This is a genomic window from Escherichia sp. 93.0816, from assembly GCF_013368855.2.
Taxonomy (GTDB): Bacteria; Pseudomonadota; Gammaproteobacteria; order Enterobacterales; family Enterobacteriaceae; genus Escherichia; species Escherichia ruysiae.
Genome location: NZ_JABWNC020000022.1, coordinates 30,295 through 54,706 on the forward strand (window position 1 = coordinate 30,295; position 24,412 = coordinate 54,706).

Consider the following 24,412-nt stretch of genomic DNA (forward strand, 5'->3'; position numbering starts at 1 on the left):
GGACTGGAATTTTTTTGTCCGGAGAACGAAGATAAGGCAAGTCAATCAAAACAGGAGAGAAACATGGCTGATTGGGTAACAGGCAAAGTCACTAAAGTGCAGAACTGGACCGACGCCCTGTTTAGTCTCACCGTTCACGCCCCTGTGCATCCATTTACCGCCGGGCAATTCACCAAACTTGGCCTTGAAATTGACGGCGAACGCGTCCAGCGCGCTTACTCTTACGTTAATTCGCCCGACAATCCCGACCTGGAGTTTTACCTGGTCACCGTCCCCGATGGCAAATTAAGCCCGCGACTGGCGGCACTAAAACCGGGTGACGAAGTGCAGGTGGTTAGCGAAGCGGCTGGCTTCTTTGTACTGGATGAAGTACCAGATTGTGAAACGCTATGGATGCTGGCAACCGGTACAGCGATTGGCCCTTATTTGTCGATTCTGCAATTAGGCAAAGATTTAGATCGCTTCAAAAATCTGGTACTGGTTCACGCCGCGCGTTACGCCGCCGACTTAAGCTATTTGCCACTGATGCAGGAACTGGAAAAACACTACGAAGGAAAACTGCGCATTCAGACGGTTGTCAGTCGGGAAACGGCTGCGGGCTCACTCACCGGGAGAATACCGGCGTTAATTGAAAGCGGTGAGCTGGAAAACGCGGTTGGACTGCCAATGAATAAAGAAACCAGCCATGTGATGCTGTGTGGTAATCCGCAGATGGTACGTGATACGCAACAACTGCTGAAAGAGACCCGGCAGATGACGAAACATTTACGTCGCCGACCGGGTCACATGACAGCGGAGCATTACTGGTAAGCGGTTACTTGTCGATAAATGGCACGATCAAGAGATCCGCACTCAACTTATTGATCATCCCGCGATATGCCGGCATCAAACGGTTGATAAACGAGTGGTGATGACCACAGACAAGGAGGTCACACTGCTCTTTTTGCATAATTTCCAGCAGTGTTTCCGGCATTTCTCCGCGCTCAATGCGCAGTTTCGTTTTCGGCCACTGAATATTTTTCGTCAGCTTATACAGTTTGTTATCCGACTTATCTTTCAACAGTTGAAGAATATCTTCTGTTGCGGGGAAGTAGATACCCGGATACAACTCACTTAAGCCATCATCAATATGAATTAACGTCAGATGAGCGTCATTATGTCTGGCGAGATCCAGGGCTTTGTTCACCAGTAGGGCATCTTCTTCATTCCCGGAAATTGCCACGCCAATGTGTTTATAAGCCATGTTTAACTCCATTAACCAAGTGAACGCAGTGATAACTCAAAAATAATCATCTCGGCCTGGCATGAGAAGGTGAAAGCTGCATCAAGCTCGACTTGCCCCTCCAGATCTTTAATCTTATAGGCCACGCTGGCACCTTCATCCGCAGAGGATGCAGTGGCTGCAAGCTCTTTCAGTTTGGTCATAAAGGACTCGGCTTCTTCGCGGGTAGCAAAAAAGCGCGAAAGTTTGCTGGTACAGTTGTCGTTATCAATCACCGTACCGATATCAATCGCACATCCTTTAGTACTGCATTTATCTACGACATCTTTCATAGGGCACCTCTGTATATTCGCCTCTCTGTCGATTGCCACTTAAGAATAATGCGCCGTTAAGGGAAGAACAAACAAGTAATGATCTTATGGATTACCATTTTTTTTGATATTGATTAAGGTGAGGAAATGAGGGAGATTTTCCGGGTATCGTCATTTGCAATATGGAAATAACGATACCGGATAAAAATAGCAATAAGAGATATATTGCAGATTAATGGCTTGATTTATTCTCAGACTTATACTTTACGTCCAGGGTGTCTTTACCAAATTTATTTTCGCCCTGGGTGCCGACAAATGCGCCAAGATCGATAAGCATCATCACCAGAATCAACGTCGGAATAAACCGCCCCACCGCCCATTGCCACACGCCCGGTAAAATCGCCCAGTTACCCGCCAGAAGCATCCACGCTACAATCATCAGAAATGCCCATGCGCCAGAACGCCCACGATCGTGCAGTCGTTTCACCGTCACTGCCGCTGTCGGCCATAGCAGGCACACAAGGCAAAAAGCGGCTGTCTGGATATCGAGTAATTCTTTAGCCGCCAGTGAGAAAAGCACCAACATGCCAACGATCCAGAGGCCAATCCAAATCCAGAAATCGCGGCGTCCAATACGCCCTTTAAATGAGAATAACCATTGCTGTATGGTCATGTAAGTTCCTTGATGGTTGTCTTTTCCAGGATTCTACCCTTTTGACAAGGGCGACAGATATCGTTTTAATCGAACCCAGTCATAACAAAAGGTACTGCCGATGAAGTCAGGGTGTTCAGTGTTTTTTCTCTTATCTGCCGTGTTATCCGTTAGTGCAACGGTGCACGCACAATCGCCTGGCACGGCAACGACAGCGCCCTACCTGCTGGCTGGCGCCCCCACTTTCGATCTCTCCATCAGCCAGTTTCGAGAAGACTTTAACAGCCAGAACCCCAATCTGCCACTGAACGAATTTCGTGCCATCGACAGCAGCCCCGACAAAGCCAACCTGACTCGCGCCGCCAGTAAAATTAACGAGAACTTGTATGCTTCCACGGCGCTTGAGCGCGGCACCTTAAAAATCAAAAGCATTCAAATTACCTGGCTGCCAATCCAGGGGCCAGAGCAAAAAGCCGCTAAAGCGAAAGCCCAGGAATACATGGCAGCAATGATCCGCACACTCACCCCGCTGATGACCAAAACACAAAGTCAGAAAAAGCTGCAGTCACTCCTTACGGCGGGGAAAAACAAACGTTACTACACTGAGACAGAAGGCGCGTTGCGCTATGTTGTCGCGGACAACGGCGAAAAGGGGCTGACCTTCGCTGTTGAACCGATTAAGCTGGCGCTATCTGAAACGCTGGAAGGGTTGAATAAATGACAAAAAGCAAAGCCTTTGCGCCGATGAATCTCTATACTGTTTCACAGACCTGCTGCCCTGCGGGGCGGCCATCTTCCTTTATTCGCTTATAAGCGTGGAGAATTAAAATGCGACATCCTTTAGTGATGGGTAACTGGAAACTGAACGGCAGCCGCCACATGGTTCACGAGCTGGTTTCTAACCTGCGTAAAGAGCTGGCAGGTGTTGCTGGCTGTGCGGTTGCAATCGCACCACCGGAAATGTACATCGATATGGCGAAGCGTGAAGCTGAAGGCAGCCACATCATGTTGGGTGCGCAGAACGTGGATCTGAACCTGTCCGGCGCATTCACCGGTGAAACTTCTGCCGCTATGCTGAAAGACATCGGCGCACAGTACATCATCATCGGTCACTCTGAACGTCGTACTTACCACAAAGAGTCTGACGAACTGATCGCGAAAAAATTCGCTGTGCTGAAAGAGCAAGGTCTGACTCCGGTTCTGTGCATCGGTGAAACTGAAGCTGAGAACGAAGCGGGCAAAACTGAAGAAGTTTGCGCACGCCAGATCGACGCGGTGTTGAAAACTCAAGGTGCGGCAGCATTCGAAGGTGCGGTTATCGCTTACGAACCAGTATGGGCAATCGGTACTGGCAAATCTGCAACTCCGGCGCAGGCGCAGGCTGTTCACAAATTCATCCGTGATCACATCGCTAAAGTTGACGCTGACATCGCTGAACAAGTGATCATCCAGTACGGCGGTTCTGTAAACGCGTCTAACGCTGCAGAACTGTTCGCTCAGCCGGACATCGACGGCGCGCTGGTTGGCGGTGCTTCTCTGAAAGCTGACGCCTTTGCGGTGATCGTTAAAGCTGCAGAAGCGGCTAAACAGGCTTAAGTCTGACAAGTGCCGGATTTCACATCCGGCACTTAACTTTCCTTAACTGCTCGCCTTAACGCAAAATCTCACACTGATGGTCCTGAATCTCCTCGGCTGAAGCACGGTTTAGCATCAGCAGATTTCTTTGCGTCGCCAGTAATACAAACGAGTTATCACTCTGTCGTACCATCGCCAGCCCGTAACTTCCCATATGTTCCCGCGCTCCTGGCACTTCTTCCGCCAGCATCATAAACGGACTACGTTGAACCAGTTCGCTTTCCGTTACCCGGCGCGCCAGATATTCATGCCCCTGTAATCCGCCCGGCAGCGGCAACCAGCGACTGCTGATGTTCGCCAGGTTATTATCCAGTTGTTCGCGCACATCAGGACGGATGCAAGAGATATGAATATGAAAATGGTTTTGCGTGCGTCCCGTGCGGGAGTTTATCGCCAACGAGACCGCGCGATCGGGAACCGGCTTACCGTATTTTTTACTCATAAAATCACGCGCCTGCCAGGCCAGCCAAAAGAAGTTCGGCGTTGAAGGATCGGTCAACAAAGGGCTTTCAGTACCGTTAATACGATATGTTGGCATCAACAGATATTGCAGTGGACCGTTAATGTCTTTTAAAACCACATATCCGGCGTTGGGTTTGACTTCCACACATGGCGAAGGATTTTGGTTTTGCTGCTGGTTGGGCAAACATTGCTCAAGGACAATCTTACGTAACACATCCGAATCACCGGTAAATTTCCAGTAGCCGATACCCGCAGCAACGGCGATAACTATCATCACCAAAATGAGAATAACCGTTTTTTTCATCGTTTTTTCCCTGTACCTCAAAGAGATGCAAGGGTAACGCAAAATCGCGACAAATAAAAAACCCGGTCGCGAGATGCCACCGGGTCTGGTTATCGTCAACAAAATTAACGTTTGCTGATTTGGTCAAACGTACCGCCGTTAGAGAAATGCTCTTTTTGCGCTTTCGTCCAGCCGCCGAACTCTTCATCAATGGTGAATAACTTCAGCTTCGGAAAAGCATTTTCATACTTTTTCGCCACGTCAGGATCGCGCGGACGGTAATAGTTTTTGGCTGCAATCTCCTGACCTTCTGGCGAGTAGAGATATTTCAAATAGGCTTCTGCCACCTCTTTGGTGCCTTTTTTCTCCACCACTTTATCGACAACCGACACCGTCGGCTCAGCGAGAATAGACTCACTCGGCGTGACGATTTCGAACTTATCTTTCCCCAGTTCATTTGCTGCCAGCAGAGCTTCGTTTTCCCAGGCAATCAGTACATCGCCAATCCCGCGCTCGACAAAGGTATTCGTTGAACCACGCGCACCGGAGTCCAGCACTTCAACGTTTTTATACAAAGATTGCACAAAATCCTGAGCTTTTGCCTGATCGTTATTGTTGTGGTGCAGGGCATATCCCCACGCCGCCAGATAGTTCCAGCGAGCGCCGCCGGAACTTTTCGGGTTAGGCGTGATCACCGAAACACCCGGTTTAACCAGGTCGTTCCAGTCATGGATTTGCTTCGGGTTGCCCTTACGAACCAGGAAGACAATGGTGGAGGTATACGGCGCGGAGTTATCCGGCAGACGTTTGATCCACTCTTTATCAATTCGACCACGTTCAGCAATCGCATCTACGTCGTAAGCCAGCGCCAGCGTAACAACGTCAGCTTCTATCCCGTTGATTACCGATGTTGCCTGTTTCCCTGAACCACCGTGCGACTGACGAATCACCACGTTATCGCCGGTTTGCTGTTTCCAGTGGGCGCTGAAGGCTTTGTTGTATTGTTCGTATAACTCGCGCGTTGGATCATACGAAACGTTAAGTAACTGAATATCCTTTGCCATCACGCTGGTCGCTGCCAGCAAAAATGTTAACCCTACGCCCCACTTGTTCATCGCCCGGCTCTCTTATGTTGTGTTGTGATAAGTAAAGCGTGCCAGAAGGTGAACCAAACATTAAAGAATAAAAAAAGATTGGCTATAACTTGCGGGTATATGCTGGGGAGTTAAAAAGGCGGAAGAAATCCGCCTCATATTGCTGACAAAGTGCGCTTTGTTCATGCCGGATGCGGCGTGAACGCCTTATCCGGCCTACAAAAGCTTGCAAACTCAATAGATTGCAGAATTCATGTAGGCCTGATAAGCGAAGCGCATCAGGCATTTTTGCTTCTGTCATCGGTTTCAGGCGAAAGAAATCTGCCCGAAATCATTAATACAGTTTTTTCGCGCAGTCCAGCCAGTCACCTTTGAACGGACGCTTCATGTTTTCGATAGCGTCGATGATGTCATGGTGAACCAGTTGTTCGTTCTGAATACCTACGCAACGACCGCCGTAACCTGCCAGTAGCAGTTCAATAGCGTAAGCGCCCATACGGGAAGCCAGAATACGGTCGTAAGGCACCGGAGAACCACCACGCTGGATGTGGCCCAGCACGGTTGCGCGGGTTTCACGACCGGTTTCTTTCTCGATGAAATGCGCCAGTTCGTCAACATCACACATGTGTTCGGTAATCGCCACAATTGCGTGTTTTTTACCTTTCGCGATACCCGCTTTGATTTCATTTACCAGGTCATCGCGGCTGAATTCAACTTCTGGAACCACAACAAATTCACAACCACCGGCAATGGCCGCAGCCAGCGTCAGATCGCCACAGTAACGACCCATCACTTCCACCACGGAAATACGCTGGTGAGAAGAAGAGGTGTCACGCAGACGGTCGATGGCTTCTACAACGGTGCTCAGCGCAGTGAAGAAACCGATAGTGTAGTCAGTGCCTTTGATGTCGTTGTCGATAGTGCCCGGCAGGCCGATGCACGGGAAGCCCATTTCAGTCAGACGCATTGCACCCATGTAGGAACCGTCACCGCCGATAACCACCAGCGCGTCGATACCACGTTTTTTCAGGTTTTCGATAGCCACAGCGCGGATGTTCTCGTCGCGGAATTCCGGGAAGCGCGCAGAACCGAGGAACGTACCACCACGGTTGATCATGTCAGACACGCTGTAACGGTCTAGCTGTACCATACGGTCTTCATACAGACCCAGATAGCCGTCATAAATGCCCATTACTTCCAGACCTTCTGTCAGCGCAGAACGAACAACCCCGCGAATTGCGGCGTTCATGCCTGGCGCATCACCGCCGCTTGTCAACACACCGATTTTCTTAATCATGACTACCTCTGAACTTTGGAATGCAAAATGAAATCTGTTGCCGGAAGTCTTCTTGCACATCGAAGTGATCCAACGAATGTGCAAATAGTATAACAATCACTTCCTGCTGAATTGATTCAGGTCAGGCCAAATGGCGGTATTTTATACACAAAATGCGGGTCTGGCTCTCTTTTATACTGATTATGAAAGCATAGACCGTTTACCCTCCCTGGGTACGACGGAACAGGGGTCCTGATGAATAATCACATCCGATCCCGGAAAACGCCGTAAAATAGCCTGCTCTACCTGATCCGCCACCATATGCGCCTGAACCAAAGGCAGAGAGTCTTCCATTTCCAAATGAATCTGAATAAAGCGGGTCGGCCCTGACTGCCGCGTGCGAAGATCGTGAGCGCCGCTAACTCCCGGCCAGGAAGTCACGATATCAATAATTTCTTGCCGTTCCTCATCGGGCAGCGCGCGATCCAGTAATGACTGTACCGCCTCATACCCCATGCGTAACGCGCTATATAAAATATAGATGCCGATTCCCAATGCAAACAGGGCATCAGCACGATGCCAGCCATACCAGGACAACCCCAGCGCCAGCAGAATCGCACCGTTCATCATAACATCGGACTGATAATGTAGCATATCTGCCCGCACCGCCTGGCTCTGCGTCCTGCGCACGACCCAACGCTGAAACGAAACAAGGATAATCGTACAAATTAGCGCCACAATAGTCACGAGAACCCCGACGCCTGGGTCTGTCATTGGCGTCGGAGAAACCAAATGCTGAATACCAGTCAAAAACAGGAACAGCGCCGAACCGGAGATAAACATACTTTGCGCCAGCGCCGCGAGGGACTCGGCTTTACCGTGACCAAACGAGTGATTGTCGTCGGCAGGTTGCAGCGAGTAACGCACCACCAGTAAATTCGTCAACGACGCGCCAATATCCACCAACGAATCCACCAGCGCGGCAAGAATACTCACCGAACCGGTATACCACCATGCAAAAATTTTAATCAGCAATAGCAGCGAAGCCATCGCCGTCGCAGCAATCGCCGCCCGGCTGACCAGCCGTCCATAAGATTGATTCATAAATACTCCCGCTATCAACTGACGGTAGTATAACGGAAGCAAATCATCTGCAATGCATCAAGCAACAGGCAAATTGAAGATAAAAAAAACCCCCACATCATGTGGGGGAAGACAGGGATGGTGTCTATGGCAAGGAAAACAGGGTTTACTACTGGGAACGTGAGTTGCTACTACTCAATAGCTTCAACGATGAACTTTTTTGCCATTGCGTCACGTCGCGCAACTGCTCCATTCGTTGTTGATGTTTCTCGTTTAAAACCGCTTGCTGCTCTGGCGTTAACAGGTGATACATTTGGTTGCGGACTTTAGCCATCTCAACCTGGCGAGCGATCTGTTCTTTCGCCATTTTTTCTGCCTGAGCGCGCACAGCGTTTTCATCAAAATTTTCTGCGGTGACAAGGCGATGCATTGTCTCCACTTCGCTAACATTAACAGGAGGCTGTTCATGCCGGGCGTGTTGCATAAGATCTCGCATCTGCTGACGCTGATGTTCGGTTAAACTTATGCCGTCGAACATATGGCTCTGCGTACTGCGCTGCGCAAGTTCTTCGCCCGGATGCCAGTTATCGCCTGAACCGACTTCAGCAGCGTGGCTTAATGAACTGACTGCCAGCGTTGAGGCCATGACGGCAGCGGTAACTATGCGCATCATTTGCTCCCAAAATCTTTCTGTCGCGATTCAACGATAGAGAGTTTACGATTCAGGCTGCAAACATGCGTCAGGGGGTGTAAAACAACGTAAAGTCATGGATTAGCGACGTCTGATGACGTAATTTCTGCCTCGGAGGTATTTAAACAATGAATAAAATCCTGTTAGTTGATGATGACCGAGAGCTGACTTCCCTGTTAAAGGAGCTGCTCGAGATGGAAGGCTTCAACGTAATTGTTGCCCACGATGGGGAGCAGGCGCTTGATCTTCTGGACGACAGCATTGATTTACTTTTGCTTGATGTCATGATGCCGAAGAAAAATGGTATCGACACATTGAAGGCACTTCGCCAGACACACCAGACGCCTGTCATTATGTTAACGGCACGCGGCAGTGAACTTGATCGCGTCCTCGGCCTTGAGTTAGGCGCAGATGACTATCTCCCGAAACCGTTTAACGACCGTGAGCTGGTGGCACGTATTCGCGCGATCCTGCGCCGTTCGCACTGGAGCGAGCAACAGCAAAACAACGACAACGGTTCACCTACGCTGGAAGTTGATGCCTTAGTGCTGAATCCTGGCCGTCAGGAAGCCAGCTTCGATGGGCAAACGCTGGAGTTAACCGGTACTGAATTTACCCTGCTCTATTTACTGGCACAGCATCTGGGTCAGGTGGTTTCTCGTGAACATTTAAGCCAGGAAGTGCTGGGCAAACGCCTGACGCCTTTCGACCGCGCTATCGATATGCACATTTCCAACCTGCGTCGTAAACTGCCGGATCGTAAAGACGGTCACCCGTGGTTTAAAACCTTGCGTGGTCGCGGCTATCTGATGGTTTCCGCTTCATGATAGGCAGCTTAACCGCGCGCATTTTCGCCATCTTCTGGCTGACGCTGGCGCTGGTGTTGATGTTGGTTTTGATGTTACCCAAGCTCGATTCACGCCAGATGACCGAGCTTCTGGATAGCGAACAGCGTCAGGGGCTGATGATTGAGCAGCATGTCGAAGCGGAACTGGCGAACGATCCACCCAACGATTTAATGTGGTGGCGCCGTCTGTTCCGTGCCATTGATAAGTGGGCACCACCGGGGCAGCGTTTGTTACTGGTGACCACCGAAGGCCGCGTGATTGGCGCAGAACGCAGCGAAATGCAGATCATTCGCAACTTTATTGGCCAGGCCGATAACGCCGATCACCCGCAGAAGAAAAAGTATGGTCGCGTGGAACTGGTCGGCCCGTTCTCTGTGCGTGATGGCGAAGATAATTACCAACTTTATCTGATTCGTCCGGCCAGCAGTTCTCAATCCGATTTCATTAACTTACTGTTTGACCGCCCGCTATTACTGCTGATTGTCACCATGCTGGTCAGTACGCCGCTGCTGTTGTGGTTGGCCTGGAGTCTGGCAAAACCGGCGCGTAAGCTGAAAAATGCTGCCGATGAAGTCGCCCAGGGAAACTTACGCCAGCATCCGGAACTGGAAGCGGGGCCACAGGAATTTCTTGCCGCAGGTGCCAGTTTTAACCAGATGGTCACCGCGCTGGAGCGCATGATGACCTCCCAGCAGCGCCTGCTTTCTGATATCTCTCACGAGCTGCGCACGCCGCTGACGCGTCTGCAACTGGGTACGGCGTTACTGCGCCGTCGTAGTGGTGAAAGTAAGGAACTGGAGCGTATTGAAACCGAAGCGCAACGTCTGGACAGCATGATCAACGACCTGTTGGTGATGTCACGTAATCAGCAGAAAAACGCGCTGGTGAGCGAGACCATCAAAGCCAACCAGTTGTGGAGCGAAGTGCTGGATAACGCAGCGTTCGAAGCGGAGCAGATGGGCAAGTCGTTTACCGTTAACTTCCCGCCTGGGCCATGGCCGCTGTACGGCAACCCGAACGCCCTGGAAAGTGCGCTGGAAAACATTGTTCGTAATGCCCTGCGTTATTCCCATACGAAGATTGAAGTGGGCTTTGCGGTAGATAAAGACGGTATCACCATTACGGTGGATGACGATGGTCCTGGCGTCAGCCCGGAAGATCGCGAACAGATTTTCCGTCCGTTCTATCGCACCGACGAAGCACGCGATCGTGAATCTGGCGGTACGGGTCTGGGGCTGGCGATTGTCGAAACCGCCATTCAGCAGCACCGTGGTTGGGTTAAAGCTGAAGACAGCCCGCTGGGCGGTTTACGGCTGGTAATTTGGCTGCCGCTGTATAAGCGGAGTTAAACTCCGCGCAGGCCGGATAGGCGTTTACGCCGTATCCGGCATTTGAGCAGAATGCCTGATGCGACGCTGGTCGCGTCTTATCAGGCCTACTCTTCGGGGGTTATTTCCCCCACAAACGCCGCGAATTATCTTCAATCTTGCCGCTAAGTCGGCGCTTCTGCATCGTCCGCGTCCAGCTTTTCGACAGCCCGGCAGCGGAGAGTAAACGGTGATACTGCTCGTCATCAAACGGCATATGCCATGCGATAGCTATTGCCTCCTGCACGGTGACATCGCTGACGCGAGAAACCAGCTCCAGCGGCGCATCCGCAGATACCAGCCCCGGCGCAATCACGCTATACAGCCAGCCAACTTTACCGGCGTTTTGCATCAACTGTGCCATATCGCTGATGTCAAAATGATAATTGAGTTTGTAGCACGGAGAGCGCGGCTGGGTGACCTGAATTAATGCCTCACCCCAGCGGAAAATATCGCCAATATAAACATTGCTTTCCGTCAGGCCGTCGGTTGAGAGGTTTTCACCAAACGCAGGCGCAACAAACAAATCTGCCTGTTCAGGAAATTCCCGCGCCCAGTAGAGATAATGCTCACGAGGATAATGACACAGCGCCCTGTCCGGCCCACCGTGAACTATTTTCTCTGCCTGCTCGTCACCTTCCAGACCCAGCTCTGTCAACATCAACTCGCCATCGACCTGGATTTTCGCAATCGCGCTGGGTTTGCTTTCGGGATAAGCCTGTATTTTGCCTGTGTATACATCAACCGGATATCGCATCTGTTCCCTCTCCACCGAGAAATTTCCCCATTAGACCATATTTATTTTACGTCAGGCGCGCAAAATGAGAGCACGGTTCACATGACGACGTCTTAGAAATGTTATCAATGAGATGAATTTGAAACACCATTTCATTATCAGGAGTGTACAACGTGACCGAGCAAACACAGTTTTCTGGCGTCTGGTGCCCTTCCATTACGCCAATGGATAAAGACGGTAATGTGGATCTTAACGGACTGAAGAAGCATCTGCAGCGGCTAACAGAAGCCAATATTGATGTGATATTGCTGATGGGTAGCATTGGTGAATTTGCCTCTTTCACCCTCGAAGAGAGGCTCATGCTTATCCGCGAAGCGCGTTCCATGAGCACATTAAAAATGGTCGCTAACGTTTCTTCCACCTGCACACACGATGTACTGGTAATGGCGCAAGAAGCGTATCGCACAGGCTATGATGCAGTGATGATCCTCCCGCCTTACTACTACGGTCAGACGGCAAAGCAATTATTAAGCTATTTCCGCCATCTGGGGCGCGAATTACAGGGCAAATGGTTCGCATATAACTTCCCGGCAAGAACCGGTTGTGATTTAACCCCTGACCTGGTCGCCACGCTGGCGAGTGAATTTCCTGACTTTGCCGGAATTAAAGATACCGTCGATTGCCAGTCCCACACCCGCAGCATGATTCAGGCAACCCTGGCAGTTCGTTCTGATTTTGCAGTGCTTTCGGGCTATGACGAGTATTACATTCCTAATCTGCTGGCCGGCGGCGCGGGAATAATATCCGGCCTGAACAACGTTATGCCGGAGCTGTTTGTCGAAGCCCGTGAAGCCTTCAAACGCGGAGACCTGGCGACTTTACAAGAGATTCAGCAACAGATTGGCACTTATATGTCCATCTACGCCATTGGTGAGGATTTTGTCACTACTATCAAGACGGTGGTATCGCGTAAGTTTGGCTATTGCACTGGCGTATCACGCAATGCGGGTGGTGAGTTAAGCGAAAGTGAATGTCGAACGATTGATGAAGTCTTTGTCAGATAACGCAAAAGGCCGGATGACTACAAATCATCCGGCCTCTTGATTTATATGGATGGAGATTACTTCACCGTACCCAATATTTCGATTTTCGCCGCTCTGGCTTTAACTTTGCGCGACCAGACAGAAGTCAAAATTGGCACCAGAATCGAGGTCACAATCACTGACGTCGCCACCAGCGAAGTTGCCGCTGGCGCCATTGGTTTAAAGGCGGGGATCATTTCAGCAATCAGTACCGGCGTCGCCACCGCAGCACCGGCAGAACTGGAAGCCGCGATTCCGGCAGTACCATCGCCACCACCAATCAATTTATCCGCAATAATCAACGGAATACCGGTCACGACGATCACCGCCACACCCAGCAAGATCCCCAGCAAACCGGTCTGAGCAATCACGGTTAAATCAATGGTATTGCCCAGCGCAAAGGCAAAGAACGGGATCAGCGTCTGTACGGCTTTGCTGAAAAATTCTCTCAGCTCAGGGTCAAGGTTCCCTAACGCAAAGCCGACGAGGAACGGTAATACCGCACCGACGAAAACATGCGGTTCAAACGATGCAATCCCGGCAGTCCCCAGAATAATCATCGTCATAAGCGGCCCGGATTCCAGCGACATTAATACAAACGCCCCGGCCTCTTCTTTAGTGCCATACTGCTGCATGATCGAAGCGTAAAGTCCGCCGTTGGTCATATCCATCGCCGCCACCAGCGCCAGCGTTGATAGTCCGGCAAAGAATCCAACTTCAACACCATGTTCAGGAATAATGCGTGAAGCAATTGCCGCAACCACCCACGCCACAGCAATTTTAGTTACCACCAGCGTACCGGATTTACGCAATACCGTTCCCGTCGCACTTAATTTTATCGATGCCCCCATACAGAAAAACCACACCGCCAGAATCGGCACCGTGCCGGTAATCATTCCATTTGTGAATGAACCAAAGTATTTCCCCGCCCCTGGCGAGAAAGTGTGACACAGTGCGCCAAGGAACAACGGGACGAGCATCATCCCTCCCGGGATTTTCTCTATCGTGTGTTTTATCTGCATTTTCATCACCTATCGGCATATTTTTATAGGCTGATGCATAAGTCCTTCACGATGCATCAGTGTTGATGGAAATGAAGATAGACATTCAACAGAGCAATAAAAGTGATCAAAACCACATCAATTGAAACGTTGTTTTATTTTTATAGGATCATTGTTTTTATTTTGAAATTGATCACAAAAAAACCACCGCTATGTGCGATGGTTTGTTTTTTATGCTGAAAAACGGCGTAAACGCCTCATTGCAGCAGGCAATATGCGATTATTTTTTCGCCGCGAAACGTGCCGCAGCTTCGTCCCAGTTCACCACGTTCCAGAACTCTTTGATGTAGTCCGGACGGCGGTTCTGGAATTTCAGGTAGTAAGCGTGTTCCCACACATCCAGACCCAGAACAGGGAAGCCGGAAGCGCCAGAAATGGCTTCGCCCATCAGCGGGGAGTCCTGATTAGCAGTAGAAACCACCGCCAGTTTATCGCCTTTCAGCACCAGCCATGCCCAGCCGGAACCAAAGCGGGAAGCTGCCGCTTTCTCAAATTCTGCTTTGAAGTTATCAACGGAACCGAAATCACGTTCGATAGCCGCTTTCAGGTCGCCCTGCAAAGTCGTGCCTTTTTTCAGGCCTTTCCAGAACAGGCTGTGGTTGGCGTGACCGCCAGCGTTGTTGCGCAGCACGGTTTTTTTGTCTGCTGGCAGCTGATCCAGTTTGGTGATCAGCTCTTCAACCGGCAGGTTGGCGAATTCTGGCAGGCTTTCCAGCGCCGCATTGGCGTTGTTGACGTAGGCCTGATGGTGTTTGGTGTGGTGGATTTCCATGGTCTGCTTATCGAAGTGCGGTTCCAGGGCATCGTAAGCATACGGCAGGGATGGCAGGGTATAGCTCATATTCATCTCCAGTATTGTCGGGCGGCCGATTGTTAATGCCGCGTAAGCAGTTGGTTCATTATAGTTAATTAAATGATATTGAAAATGATTATCAATGCCGTACTTTTCATAGGGGAATGGTTTTGCAGGCAAATGTCCGAGATGTGAACCAAATCACCCACTTAATGCCGTGATTGCCAGTAAATCGACAACGGCGGCAACAGGCGAAAGGTTAATCGACAGCACGATTTTTACACTCATCTCGTCGGAGATGTGACGCGACGAAAAAATGATGAGGATAAGAAGATGAGTAACGCGATTACGATGGGGATATTTTGGCATTTGATCGGCGCGGCCAGTGCAGCCTGTTTTTACGCTCCGTTCAAAAAAGTAAAAAAGTGGTCATGGGAAACCATGTGGTCAGTCGGTGGGATTGTTTCGTGGATTATTCTGCCGTGGGCCATCAGCGCCATGCTACTACCTGATTTCTGGGCATATTACAGCTCGTTCAGCCTCTCTACCCTGCTGCCTGTTTTTCTGTTCGGCGCTATGTGGGGGATTGGTAATATCAACTACGGCCTGACCATGCGTTATCTCGGCATGTCGATGGGGATAGGTATCGCCATTGGCATTACGTTGATCGTCGGTACGCTGATGACGCCAATTATCAACGGTAATTTCGATGTGCTGATTAACACCGACGGTGGGCGCATGACGTTGCTCGGCGTGCTGGTGGCGCTGATTGGCGTGGGGATTGTGACTCGCGCCGGGCAGTTGAAAGAGCGCAAAATGGGCATTAAAGCCGAAGAGTTCAACCTGAAGAAAGGGCTGGCGCTGGCGGTAATGTGCGGCATTTTCTCTGCCGGGATGTCTTTTGCGATGAACGCAGCAAAACCGATGCATGAAGCGGCTGCCGCGCTGGGTGTTGATCCACTGTATGTTGCTCTGCCAAGCTATGTTGTCATCATGGGCGGCGGCGCGATCATCAACCTCGGTTTCTGTTTTATTCGTCTGGCAAAAGTGAAAGATTTGTCGCTAAAAGCCGACTTCTCGCTGGCAAAACCGCTGATCATCCACAACGTATTGCTCTCGGCACTGGGGGGTTTGATGTGGTATCTGCAATTCTTTTTCTATGCCTGGGGACACGCCCGCATTCCGGCGCAGTATGACTACATCAGTTGGATGCTGCATATGAGTTTCTACGTATTGTGTGGCGGTATCGTCGGGCTGGTGCTGAAAGAGTGGAACAATGCGGGACGCCGTCCGGTTACCGTATTGAGCCTCGGTTGTGTGGTGATTATTGTCGCCGCCAACATCGTCGGCATGGGCATGGCGAGTTAATCTTTCCGGGAATTGCGATGACGCCACTGGCTGGGCGTCATCCCGGTTTCCCGGGTAAACACCACCGAAAAGTAGTTACTGTCTTCAAAGCCACATTCTGTCGAAATATCACTGATTAACAGGCGGCTATGCTGGAGAAGATATTGCGCATGGCACACTCTGACCTGCCGCAGATATTGATTGATGGTCATGCCGGTCTGCTGGCGAAATTGCTGACGCAAAACGCGCTCACTGCACGATGCCTCATCACAAAATTTATCCAGCGCAAAAGGACTTTTCAGGCTGGCCGCCAGCCGGGTAATCAGCTTATCCAGCAACGTTTCGCTGGATGTTGGCGGTAATGAATCACTGGTGTAGCGATGGCGTTTCAAAAGCATCACCAACTGCCCGAACAGTAACTCCGCCATTTCGTTGGCAAACGGCGCGGGCTGACTGCTCTCGTGCTCAAGCTGCCCGATGACCTGCCGCACCTGCGCCATGCCCGCACTACCTAAACGCCAGTGTGGTTGTTCTGCGCTGGCGTTAAACCCCGGAATCGTCCCCTGCCAGTCGAGATTAAGTGTCAGCCGCTCCGGGCAATAAATAACGTTCTGCAAAACCAGATCGTTAACGGAAGCGTAGGAGTGTTTATCGTCTGCGTGGATATAAAAGAGATCGCCACGGGTAATACGATGAGGACGGTCGTTGAGCACGTGCAAACCGTTACCGCGCCAGACGATCACCAGTTCACAAAAATCATGTGTATGCTCGGCAAAGACATCCTGCGGGTAACGATCAGCAACCGCGACCGCCTGCTGTTCGCTGGCAAAAAAATCTTTTTTACGAAGGACAAACTGATGAACCACCGTGCCACCTCAGCCGGAAGACGCGTTTGATTATTCATAAACTGGCGTGGAAATACGTTGAGAAGATTCGCGTTATTGCAGAAAGCCATCCCGCCGCTGGCGAATATCGCGTGGTGACCAGTTAAACTCACGGCGAAACAGCGTCGAAAAGTGGTTACTGTCGCTGAATCCGCAGCGATATGCGATTTCGGTCACGCTGTCCTCGCTATGACGTAACAGATGACGCGCCTTCACCAACCGTAAACGGTTAAGGTAACGCTGGGGCGTCAAACCGGTTTGCTGTTTTAGCTGACGATGCAACGTGCGTAGTGACAGAGAAAATTGATCCGCCATCATTTCCCAATTCACCTCGTCGGCAAAATGCTCTTCCAGCCAGGCCAACAACAAGTTCAGGCGCGATTCGCGACTTTCCATGCTCTCCTGCAAACTGTTTCTACGCAGCAAGAGCAGTAATTGCATAAACAAAATCTCACCGCTGGCTTTCGAGGGTAAATCATTCGTTCTGTCCTGCTGTTCCAGTTGCGAAACCAGCTGCCGTACCTGCTGCAATATGCTGTGGCTCACGCGCCAATGGGACGGATATTGCCCGTCTTGCTCTTGCGGCAGAAGCTGATGCAGCCCGGCAAGAAACTGAAATCTATCCGGAGAGCGATACAGCACATTGGTCAAATACAGATTGTCCGTATGTTCGTATAAATGCCGATCATGATCGCGCACGAAACAGATTGTTCCACCGGAGATGGTATAAGGCTGCCCATTGAAAATGTGGATACCCGTGCCATGTTCGACAATCACAATCTCATGGAAATCATGGTGATGTTCAGGAAAATCCCCCTGTGGAAGCCGGGGTTCTATTGCCACAGACACGTTACCAGACGGAAAAAAATCCACGCAATGTAATACGTCCATATAAGCCTCCTGATGCCGTCAACATGGCGGAATAGTAATCAAGCGATTTGGTTCTTACCTTAAATTTTCGACAGCAAAACACGTAAAAAATGTCGATTTTTCAAGATAAAGCGTGATTTTTCAGAAAATGCGGCAAACATCACACCACCACATTTCTGAAAATTATGAACGCCATCACGTTCATCTTTCCCTGGTTGCCAGCGGTGTATTTTCCTGTCAGTAACGAGAAGGTAGCGAAGTCGGGTGCTTCTTAGACTGGGCGTAATGAAACCTAGAAGGATCTCATTATGACCTTTCGCTACTGCGTCGCCGTTGATCTTGGCGCATCCAGTGGGCGCGTAATGCTGGCGCGTTACCACCGTGAATGTCGCAGCCTGACGCTGCGTGAAATCCATCGTTTTACCAATGGGCTGTATTACCAGAGCGGTTATGCCACCTGGGATGTCGATAGTCTGGAAAACGCCATTCGCCTTGGGTTAAACAAGGTGTGCGAGGAAGGGATTCATATCGATAGCATCGGCATTGATACCTGGGGCGTAGACTATGTGCTGCTGGATCAACACGGTCAGCGCGTCGGTTTACCGATTTCCTATCGCGATAGCCGCACTAACGGACTGATGACATTGGCACAGCAGCAAATTGGCAAACGCGATATTTATCAGCATAGCGGCATCCAGTTTCTGCCCTTCAATACAATCTATCAGCTACGTGCGCTGACGGAGCAACAACCTGAACTTATTCCACAAATCGCTCACGCTCTGCTGATGCCGGATTACTTTAGTTATCGTCTGACCGGCAAGATGAACTGGGAATACACCAACGCCACCACCACGCAACTGGTCAATATCAATAGCGACGACTGGGACGAGTCCCTGCTGGCGTGGAGCGGTGCCAACAAAGCCTGGTTTGGTCGCCCGACGCATCCGGGTAATGTCATAGGTCACTGGATTTGCCCGCAGGGTAATGAAATTCCGGTGGTCGCCGTTGCCAGCCATGATACCGCCAGCGCGGTTATCGCCTCGCCGTTAAACGGTTCCCGCGCCGCTTATCTCTCCTCCGGCACCTGGTCATTGATGGGCTTCGAAAGCCAGACGCCATTCACCGATGATGCGGCGCTGGCAGCCAACATCACCAATGAAGGCGGTGCGGAAGGTCGCTATCGGGTGCTGAAAAATATCATGGGTTTATGGCTGCTCCAGCGGGTACTTCAGGAGCGACAAATCAACGATCTCCCGACACTTATCGCCGCGACACAGGCACTCCCGGCCTGTCGCTTCATCATCAATCCCAATGCCGATCGCTTTATTAATCCTGAAGAGATGTGCAGCGAAATTCAGGCAGCGTGTCGGGAAACGGCGCAACTGATCCCAGAAAGTGATGCTGAACTGGCACGCTGTATTTTCGACAGTCTGGCGCTGCTGTATGCCGACGTGCTGCACGAACTGGCGCAGCTACGCAGTGAAGATTTCTCGCAACTGCATATTGTCGGCGGCGGCAGCCAGAACGCGCTGCTCAACCAGTTGTGTGCCGATGCCTGCGGTATTCGGGTGATCGCCGGGCCAGTTGAAGCCTCAACGCTCGGCAATATCGGTATCCAGTTAATGACGCTGGATGAACTCAACAATGTGGATGATTTCCGTCAGGTCGTGAGCGCCACCGCGAATCTGACCACCTTTACCCCTAATCCTGACAGTGAAATTGCCCACTATGTGGCGCGGATTCACTCTACACGACAGACAAAGGAGCTTTGCGCATGACCACACAACTGGAACAGGCCTGGGAACTGGCGAAACAGCGTTTCGCGGCGGTAGGGATTGATGTCGAGGAGGCGCTGCGCCAACTTGATCGCTTACCCGTTTCAATGCACTGCTGGCAGGGCGATGATGTTTCTGGTTTTGAAAATCCGGAAGGTTCGCTGACCGGTGGGATTCAGGCCACTGGCAACTACCCGGGCAAAGCCCGCAATGCCGAAGAGCTACGCGCCGATCTGGAACAGGCTATGCGGCTGATTCCGGGGCCGAAACGGCTTAACTTACATGCGATTTATCTGGAATCAGACACGCCCGTCTCACGCGACCAAATCAAACCAGAGCACTTCAAAAACTGGGTTGAATGGGCGAAAGCCAATCAGCTCGGTCTGGATTTTAACCCCTCCTGTTTTTCGCATCCGCTAAGCGCCGATGGCTTTACGCTTTCCCATGCCAACGACAGTATTCGCCAATTTTGGATTGACCACTGCAAGGCCAGCCGTCGCGTTTCGGCCTATTTTGGCGAGCAACTTGGCACGCCGTCGGTGATGAACATCTGGATACCGGATGGCATGAAAGATATCACCGTTGACCGTCTCGCCCCGCGCCAGCGTTTGCTGGCAGCACTGGATGAAGTGATAAGCGAAAAGCTGAACCCTGCGCACCATATCGACGCGGTAGAGAGCAAATTGTTTGGTATTGGCGCGGAGAGCTACACGGTTGGCTCCAATGAGTTTTACATGGGGTATGCCACCAGCCGCCAGACCGCGCTGTGCCTGGATGCAGGGCACTTCCACCCGACAGAAGTGATTTCCGACAAGATTTCCGCCGCCATGCTGTATGTGCCGCAGTTGCTGCTGCACGTCAGCCGCCCGGTACGCTGGGACAGCGATCACGTGGTGCTGCTGGATGATGAAACCCAGGCGATTGCCAGCGAGATTGTTCGTCATGACCTGTTTGACCGGGTACACATTGGTCTCGACTTCTTCGATGCCTCCATCAACCGCATTGCCGCGTGGGTCATTGGTACGCGCAATATGAAAAAAGCCCTGCTGCGTGCGTTGCTGGAACCTACCGCTGAGCTGCGCAAGCTGGAAGCGGCAGGGGATTACACCGCACGACTGGCGCTACTGGAAGAGCAGAAATCGTTGCCGTGGCAGGCGGTGTGGGAAATGTATTGCCAGCGTCACGATACGCCAGCGGGTAGCGAATGGCTGGAGAGCGTGCGGGCTTATGAGAATACGATTTTGCGTCAGCGTGGGTAAACACCGCCGGATGCGATCCGGTCTACAGATCGAATGACCGTGCGGGCTGTCACCCTCACCCCGGCCCTCTCCCTGAAGGGCGAGGGAGAAAAACATAGCCCCCTCCGGCAACGGAGCTAAACGCCGCACCGTCCCCTCTCCCTGAAAGGACGAGGGAGAAAAACATAGCCCCGTTCGGCAACGGAGCTGAACACCGCTCCGGACAGTCCCCTCGCCCCTACGGGGAGAGGGTTAGGGTGAGGGGAACAAGCCGCATCATGTCTAAACAAGGCAACCTAATTTACAGGAACACAGAACATGCAAAACATTACCCAGTCCTGGTTTATCCAGGGAATGATCAAAGCCACCACCGACGCCTGGCTGAAAGGCTGGGACGAGCGCAACGGCGGCAACCTGACGCTGCGCCTGGATGACGCTGACATCGCGCCATATCACGACAATTTCCACCCACAACCGCGCTATATCCCGCTCAGCCAGCCAATGCCTTTACTGGCAAATACACCGTTTATCGTCACCGGCTCCGGCAAATTCTTCCGCAACGTCCAGCTCGATCCCGCTGCCAATTTAGGCGTCGTAAAGGTCGACAGCGACGGCGCGGGCTACCATATTCTCTGGGGGCTAACCCACGAAGCCGTTCCAACCTCTGAACTTCCGGCGCATTTCCTCTCTCATTGCGAACGCATTAAAGCCACCAACGGCAAAGATCGGGTGATCATGCACTGCCATGCCACCAACCTGATCGCCCTCACCTATGTGCTGGAAAACGACACGGCGGTTTTCACTCGCCAACTGTGGGAAGGCAGCACCGAGTGCCTGGTGGTATTCCCGGATGGCGTCGGCATTTTGCCGTGGATGGTGCCCGGCACGGACGAAATTGGCCAGGCCACCGCGCAAGAAATGCAAAAACACTCACTGGTTCTCTGGCCTTTCCACGGCGTCTTCGGCAGCGGTCCGACGCTGGACGAAACCTTCGGCTTAATCGACACCGCAGAAAAATCGGCGGAAGTGTTGGTGAAAGTGTATTCGATGGGTGGCATGAAACAGACCATCAGCCGTGAAGAGTTGATAGCCCTGGGCAAGCGTTTCGGCGTCACCCCGCTGGCAAGCGCACTGGCACTTTAACACCCCGTTTCGCATCTGGCGGCGCGGGTTATGTCGCCGGACAGAAGGATTTGATCTTAAGGAGAATAATCATGAGTTTTATGTTGGCATTACCGAAAATCAGCCTGCATGGCGCTGGGGCAATTGGCGATATGGTAAACCTGGTTGCGAATAAGCAGTGGGGAAAAGCACTGATCGTTACCGATGGGCAACTGGTTAAGTTGGGATTGCTGGACAGTCTGTTCACCGCGCTGGATCAACACGAAATGTCTTACCACCTATTCGATGAGGTCTTTCCAAACCCCACCGAAGAACTGGTGCAAAAAGGCTACGCTGCATTTCAGGACGCCGCATGTAACTACATTATTGCTTTCGGTGGCGGTAGCCCGATTGATACCGCAAAAGCCGTAAAAATCCTTACCGCTAATCCAGGCCCTTCTACTGCTTACTCTGGCATTGGCAAAGTAAAAAACCCAGGCGTGCCGCTGGTGGCGATCAACACGACTGCCGGAACTGCCGCTGAGATGACCAGCAATGCGGTGATCATCGACACTGCGCGGCAAGTGAAAGAAGTCATCATCGATTCGAATATTATTCCTGATATCGCCGTGGATGATGCCAGTGTAATGCTGGAGATCCCTGCCTCCGTTACCGCTGCCACCGGTATGGACGCACTAACCCATGCCATAGAAGCCTATGTTTCCGTTGGCGCCCATCCGCTAACTGATGCCAACGCGCTGGAAGCTATCCGCCTGATTTCTCTGTGGCTGCCGAAAGCGGTAGAAGATGGTCATAATCTGGAAGCCCGTGAACAGATGGCTTTCGGGCAATATCTGGCGGGAATGGCTTTTAACAGCGCGGGACTGGGGCTGGTTCACGCACTGGCGCATCAGCCCGGAGCTACCCACAACCTGCCACACGGGGTGTGTAATGCCATCTTGTTGCCAGTAATCGAAAACTTTAACCGCCCGAATGCCATCACACGCTTTGCCCGTATCGCCCAGGCGATGGGGGTCGATACGCGCGGAATGAGTGATGAAGCGGCAAGTCTGGAAGCAATTAATGCTATTCGAGCCTTGAGCCATCGCGTGGGCATACCTGCGGGATTTAGTCAGCTTGGCATCAGCAAAGAGGATATCGAAGGTTGGTTAGATAAAGCCCTGGCCGATCCATGCGCACCATGTAACCCACGTACCGCCAGCCGCAACGAAGTGCGTGAGCTTTATCTGGAGGCGTTATGATCCGCAAAGCCTTTGTTATGCAAGTCAACCCGGACGCTCACGAAGAGTATCAGCGTCGGCACAACCCGATCTGGCCGGAACTGGAAGCGGTATTGAAATCTCACGGTGCGCATAACTACGCCATCTACCTCGACAAAGCGCGAAATTTGCTGTTTGCCACAGTAGAAATTGAATCTGAAGAACGCTGGAATGCGGTTGCCAGCACTGACGTTTGCCAACGTTGGTGGAAATATATGACCGACGTTATGCCCGCTAATCCGGATAACAGCCCGGTCAGCAGCGAGCTACAAGAAGTCTTTTATCTGCCGTAATCCACTGCGGTGTTGGATACCCCTCCGACACCGCAATGACAGCTAATTAATATAGATTTTGCTAACGCAATTTATCCAACATCGCCCTGGTCAATTAATAATTGCCAGTTCATACCAGTGACAAACGTAAAACTCTCATTACGATCGAACATTGGGCTGCCGGTAATCTCGTCCGGCAGCTCGCTGTATCCGGCGCTCGTCATCAATACGCGAGATTAAACGCCTGGCAACACACGCCGGGCAGCTTCTGCCAGAAACGCACTTCTGTTGGCGTAGTCTGGGTTATTACGCACGTAGGTATCAATCTTGTTCAGTAACCGTTTCGGCATAGTGATATTGATACGTTCAACCCGACCTTCGAACTGGTTCATATTGATATCCACCAGCAGCCATTGCCCGCCAATAAAGTCCTGCGCCCGCTGAGCCAGATGTTTTTCCACAGAGCCAGGAAGTGGCAACTCTTCATTCATTTCGCACAAGGTTTCAAAGTGCGCAGTCAATGCGCTTCGCGCATCCTGGAATGCGTCATCAAGTGTATCACCAGCAAAAGAACAGCCTGGAACATCAGGGAAAAAGCCGCTGGCGCTACCGTCGGGATCGCTATGGATATAGGCGGGATAAAACATATTGCCTCCTGAAATATTAAAACGTTAAACCAGCCTGACGCCCAATTTGTGCCAGCGTACTGGGCTTAATATCTTTTTTAGGATGCGGGACCGTCACCAGACCCGGATGAACAGGGTGGCGGAACTGATGATGACTACCACGGGTTCGAATATGCTCCCAGCCATGCCGTTTCAGAATGGCAATCACGATAGCGCGTTTTATATAGACCGTCAGGTGGATAAAGTTGACTCAGGAATGTCGCTCGGAAGAAGAATAACGGTGTGCAGTAATTTGTAGAAAAGATGCGAGGAGGCTCGCAATTTAGTTCAGTGAATGCTCAGCCCCAGGAGACGTAAACATTTGAACCGATAAGACACGCAAGCGTCGCAAATAGTGATAACGTGCGCTTTGCTTATGCCGGA

The 24,412-nt window shown here is 51.4% G+C and carries 27 protein-coding genes and 1 pseudogene; 12 read left to right on the plus strand and 16 right to left on the minus strand.

What is annotated here, in order from left to right; all coding sequences use genetic code 11:
• Positions 1-63 precede the first annotated feature (63 nt).
• Positions 64-810, plus strand: coding sequence for a ferredoxin--NADP(+) reductase (gene fpr / locus HEM79_RS18410; protein WP_176242519.1), 747 nt, complete (start codon positions 64-66; stop codon positions 808-810).
• A gap of 4 nt (positions 811-814) precedes the next feature.
• Here the strand turns inward: fpr and uspD are convergent, their stop codons facing one another.
• From uspD to HEM79_RS18425, 3 genes are all read right to left on the minus strand, one after another.
• Positions 815-1,243 (minus strand): universal stress protein UspD, encoded by a 429-nt coding sequence (uspD, locus tag HEM79_RS18415; RefSeq protein ID WP_000323549.1) that lies wholly within the window; start codon positions 1,241-1,243, stop codon positions 815-817.
• 11 nt (positions 1,244-1,254) lie between these two features.
• The gene (locus HEM79_RS18420) at positions 1,255-1,554 is read right to left on the minus strand and encodes a DUF406 domain-containing protein (protein ID WP_000655995.1); all 300 of its coding nucleotides are present in this window, start codon (positions 1,552-1,554) and stop codon (positions 1,255-1,257) included.
• A 211-nt stretch (positions 1,555-1,765) separates the two neighbouring features.
• Positions 1,766-2,206, minus strand: coding sequence for a DUF805 domain-containing protein (locus HEM79_RS18425; RefSeq protein ID WP_021551627.1), 441 nt, complete (start codon positions 2,204-2,206; stop codon positions 1,766-1,768).
• Positions 2,207-2,306: 100 nt separating this feature from the next.
• On the opposite strand from HEM79_RS18425, the gene HEM79_RS18430 reads away from it, so the two are divergent.
• Together HEM79_RS18430 and tpiA are read left to right on the plus strand one after the other, a co-directional pair.
• A complete protein-coding gene (locus HEM79_RS18430; protein WP_016158828.1) occupies positions 2,307-2,906 on the plus strand; it encodes a YiiQ family protein in 600 nt (199 codons plus the stop codon).
• Between the two features lie 107 nt (positions 2,907-3,013).
• A complete protein-coding gene (gene tpiA / locus HEM79_RS18435; protein WP_001216323.1) occupies positions 3,014-3,781 on the plus strand; it encodes a triose-phosphate isomerase in 768 nt (255 codons plus the stop codon).
• Positions 3,782-3,836: 55 nt separating this feature from the next.
• Here the strand turns inward: tpiA and cdh are convergent, their stop codons facing one another.
• From cdh to cpxP, 5 genes are all read right to left on the minus strand, one after another.
• Positions 3,837-4,586 carry a CDP-diacylglycerol diphosphatase gene (gene cdh, locus HEM79_RS18440; RefSeq protein WP_010349502.1) on the minus strand — a complete coding sequence of 250 codons (750 nt, stop codon included), beginning with the start codon at positions 4,584-4,586 and terminating at the stop codon, positions 3,837-3,839.
• 104 nt (positions 4,587-4,690) lie between these two features.
• On the minus strand, positions 4,691-5,680 hold the full coding sequence (gene sbp, locus HEM79_RS18445) for a sulfate/thiosulfate ABC transporter substrate-binding protein Sbp (RefSeq protein ID WP_001045693.1): 990 nt from the start codon (positions 5,678-5,680) through the stop codon (positions 4,691-4,693).
• Positions 5,681-5,993: 313 nt separating this feature from the next.
• Positions 5,994-6,956 (minus strand): 6-phosphofructokinase, encoded by a 963-nt coding sequence (pfkA, locus tag HEM79_RS18450; protein WP_001355350.1) that lies wholly within the window; start codon positions 6,954-6,956, stop codon positions 5,994-5,996.
• A gap of 180 nt (positions 6,957-7,136) precedes the next feature.
• A complete protein-coding gene (gene fieF / locus HEM79_RS18455) occupies positions 7,137-8,039 on the minus strand; it encodes a CDF family cation-efflux transporter FieF (RefSeq protein WP_001076752.1) in 903 nt (300 codons plus the stop codon).
• Positions 8,040-8,187: 148 nt separating this feature from the next.
• A complete protein-coding gene (gene cpxP / locus HEM79_RS18460; protein WP_176242544.1) occupies positions 8,188-8,688 on the minus strand; it encodes a cell-envelope stress modulator CpxP in 501 nt (166 codons plus the stop codon).
• Between the two features lie 149 nt (positions 8,689-8,837).
• Here cpxP and cpxR point away from each other — a divergent pair, with 149 nt between their 5' ends.
• Both cpxR and cpxA read left to right on the plus strand, forming a co-directional pair.
• Complete coding sequence (gene cpxR, locus HEM79_RS18465) at positions 8,838-9,536, plus strand: envelope stress response regulator transcription factor CpxR (RefSeq protein WP_001033722.1); 699 nt, start codon at positions 8,838-8,840, stop codon at positions 9,534-9,536.
• Positions 9,533-10,906, plus strand: coding sequence for an envelope stress sensor histidine kinase CpxA (gene cpxA / locus HEM79_RS18470; protein WP_000580416.1), 1,374 nt, complete (start codon positions 9,533-9,535; stop codon positions 10,904-10,906). The genes cpxR and cpxA overlap by 4 nt, the downstream gene beginning before the upstream one ends.
• Positions 10,907-11,006: 100 nt before the next feature.
• Here the strand turns inward: cpxA and yiiM are convergent, their stop codons facing one another.
• On the minus strand, positions 11,007-11,681 hold the full coding sequence (gene yiiM / locus HEM79_RS18475) for a 6-hydroxyaminopurine reductase (RefSeq protein ID WP_001270282.1): 675 nt from the start codon (positions 11,679-11,681) through the stop codon (positions 11,007-11,009).
• Between the two features lie 152 nt (positions 11,682-11,833).
• Between yiiM and HEM79_RS18480 the strand changes: the two genes are divergently transcribed.
• Positions 11,834-12,724, plus strand: coding sequence for a dihydrodipicolinate synthase family protein (locus HEM79_RS18480; protein ID WP_176242521.1), 891 nt, complete (start codon positions 11,834-11,836; stop codon positions 12,722-12,724).
• Positions 12,725-12,780: 56 nt separating this feature from the next.
• On the opposite strand, the gene kdgT is transcribed toward HEM79_RS18480, so the two are convergent.
• Entirely contained in the window at positions 12,781-13,764 is a 984-nt protein-coding gene (gene kdgT, locus HEM79_RS18485; RefSeq protein ID WP_024191187.1) for a 2-keto-3-deoxygluconate transporter, read from the minus strand.
• Positions 13,765-14,023: 259 nt separating this feature from the next.
• Entirely contained in the window at positions 14,024-14,644 is a 621-nt protein-coding gene (sodA, locus tag HEM79_RS18490; protein WP_010350891.1) for a superoxide dismutase [Mn], read from the minus strand.
• A gap of 285 nt (positions 14,645-14,929) precedes the next feature.
• On the opposite strand from sodA, the gene rhaT reads away from it, so the two are divergent.
• Complete coding sequence (gene rhaT / locus HEM79_RS18495) at positions 14,930-15,964, plus strand: L-rhamnose/proton symporter RhaT (protein ID WP_176242522.1); 1,035 nt, start codon at positions 14,930-14,932, stop codon at positions 15,962-15,964.
• On the opposite strand, the gene rhaR is transcribed toward rhaT, so the two are convergent.
• Together rhaR and rhaS are read right to left on the minus strand one after the other, a co-directional pair.
• Positions 15,961-16,809 (minus strand): HTH-type transcriptional activator RhaR, encoded by an 849-nt coding sequence (gene rhaR / locus HEM79_RS18500; protein WP_105287068.1) that lies wholly within the window; start codon positions 16,807-16,809, stop codon positions 15,961-15,963. The two genes, rhaT and rhaR, sit on opposite strands and share 4 nt — an antisense overlap.
• A 72-nt stretch (positions 16,810-16,881) precedes the next feature.
• Positions 16,882-17,718, minus strand: coding sequence for an HTH-type transcriptional activator RhaS (gene rhaS, locus HEM79_RS18505; protein WP_176242524.1), 837 nt, complete (start codon positions 17,716-17,718; stop codon positions 16,882-16,884).
• A 287-nt stretch (positions 17,719-18,005) separates the two neighbouring features.
• Here rhaS and rhaB point away from each other — a divergent pair, with 287 nt between their 5' ends.
• The 5 genes from rhaB (at position 18,006) to rhaM (ending at position 23,384) form a co-directional block, all read left to right on the plus strand.
• Positions 18,006-19,475, plus strand: coding sequence for a rhamnulokinase (rhaB, locus tag HEM79_RS18510; RefSeq protein ID WP_176242526.1), 1,470 nt, complete (start codon positions 18,006-18,008; stop codon positions 19,473-19,475).
• Complete coding sequence (rhaA, locus tag HEM79_RS18515) at positions 19,472-20,731, plus strand: L-rhamnose isomerase (RefSeq protein WP_176242528.1); 1,260 nt, start codon at positions 19,472-19,474, stop codon at positions 20,729-20,731. Before rhaB ends, rhaA begins: the two co-directional genes overlap by 4 nt.
• A 297-nt stretch (positions 20,732-21,028) precedes the next feature.
• On the plus strand, positions 21,029-21,853 hold the full coding sequence (gene rhaD, locus HEM79_RS18520; RefSeq protein ID WP_176242530.1) for a rhamnulose-1-phosphate aldolase: 825 nt from the start codon (positions 21,029-21,031) through the stop codon (positions 21,851-21,853).
• Between the two features lie 71 nt (positions 21,854-21,924).
• The gene (gene fucO, locus HEM79_RS18525; protein WP_176242531.1) at positions 21,925-23,073 is read left to right on the plus strand and encodes a lactaldehyde reductase; all 1,149 of its coding nucleotides are present in this window, start codon (positions 21,925-21,927) and stop codon (positions 23,071-23,073) included.
• Positions 23,070-23,384, plus strand: a complete 315-nt coding sequence (gene rhaM / locus HEM79_RS18530; RefSeq protein ID WP_000619503.1) for an L-rhamnose mutarotase — start codon at positions 23,070-23,072, stop codon at positions 23,382-23,384. Before fucO ends, rhaM begins: the two co-directional genes overlap by 4 nt.
• Positions 23,385-23,455: 71 nt before the next feature.
• Here the strand turns inward: rhaM and HEM79_RS18535 are convergent.
• The 3 genes and pseudogenes from HEM79_RS18535 to HEM79_RS18545 all read right to left on the minus strand — a co-directional run.
• Positions 23,456-23,593: pseudogene (locus HEM79_RS18535) on the minus strand (hypothetical protein); the annotation flags it as partial.
• Positions 23,594-23,599: 6 nt separating this feature from the next.
• The gene (locus tag HEM79_RS18540; protein WP_176242533.1) at positions 23,600-24,010 is read right to left on the minus strand and encodes a type II toxin-antitoxin system HicB family antitoxin; all 411 of its coding nucleotides are present in this window, start codon (positions 24,008-24,010) and stop codon (positions 23,600-23,602) included.
• Positions 24,011-24,026: 16 nt separating this feature from the next.
• A complete protein-coding gene (locus HEM79_RS18545; protein ID WP_176242546.1) occupies positions 24,027-24,212 on the minus strand; it encodes a type II toxin-antitoxin system HicA family toxin in 186 nt (61 codons plus the stop codon).
• Positions 24,213-24,412 lie beyond the last annotated feature (200 nt).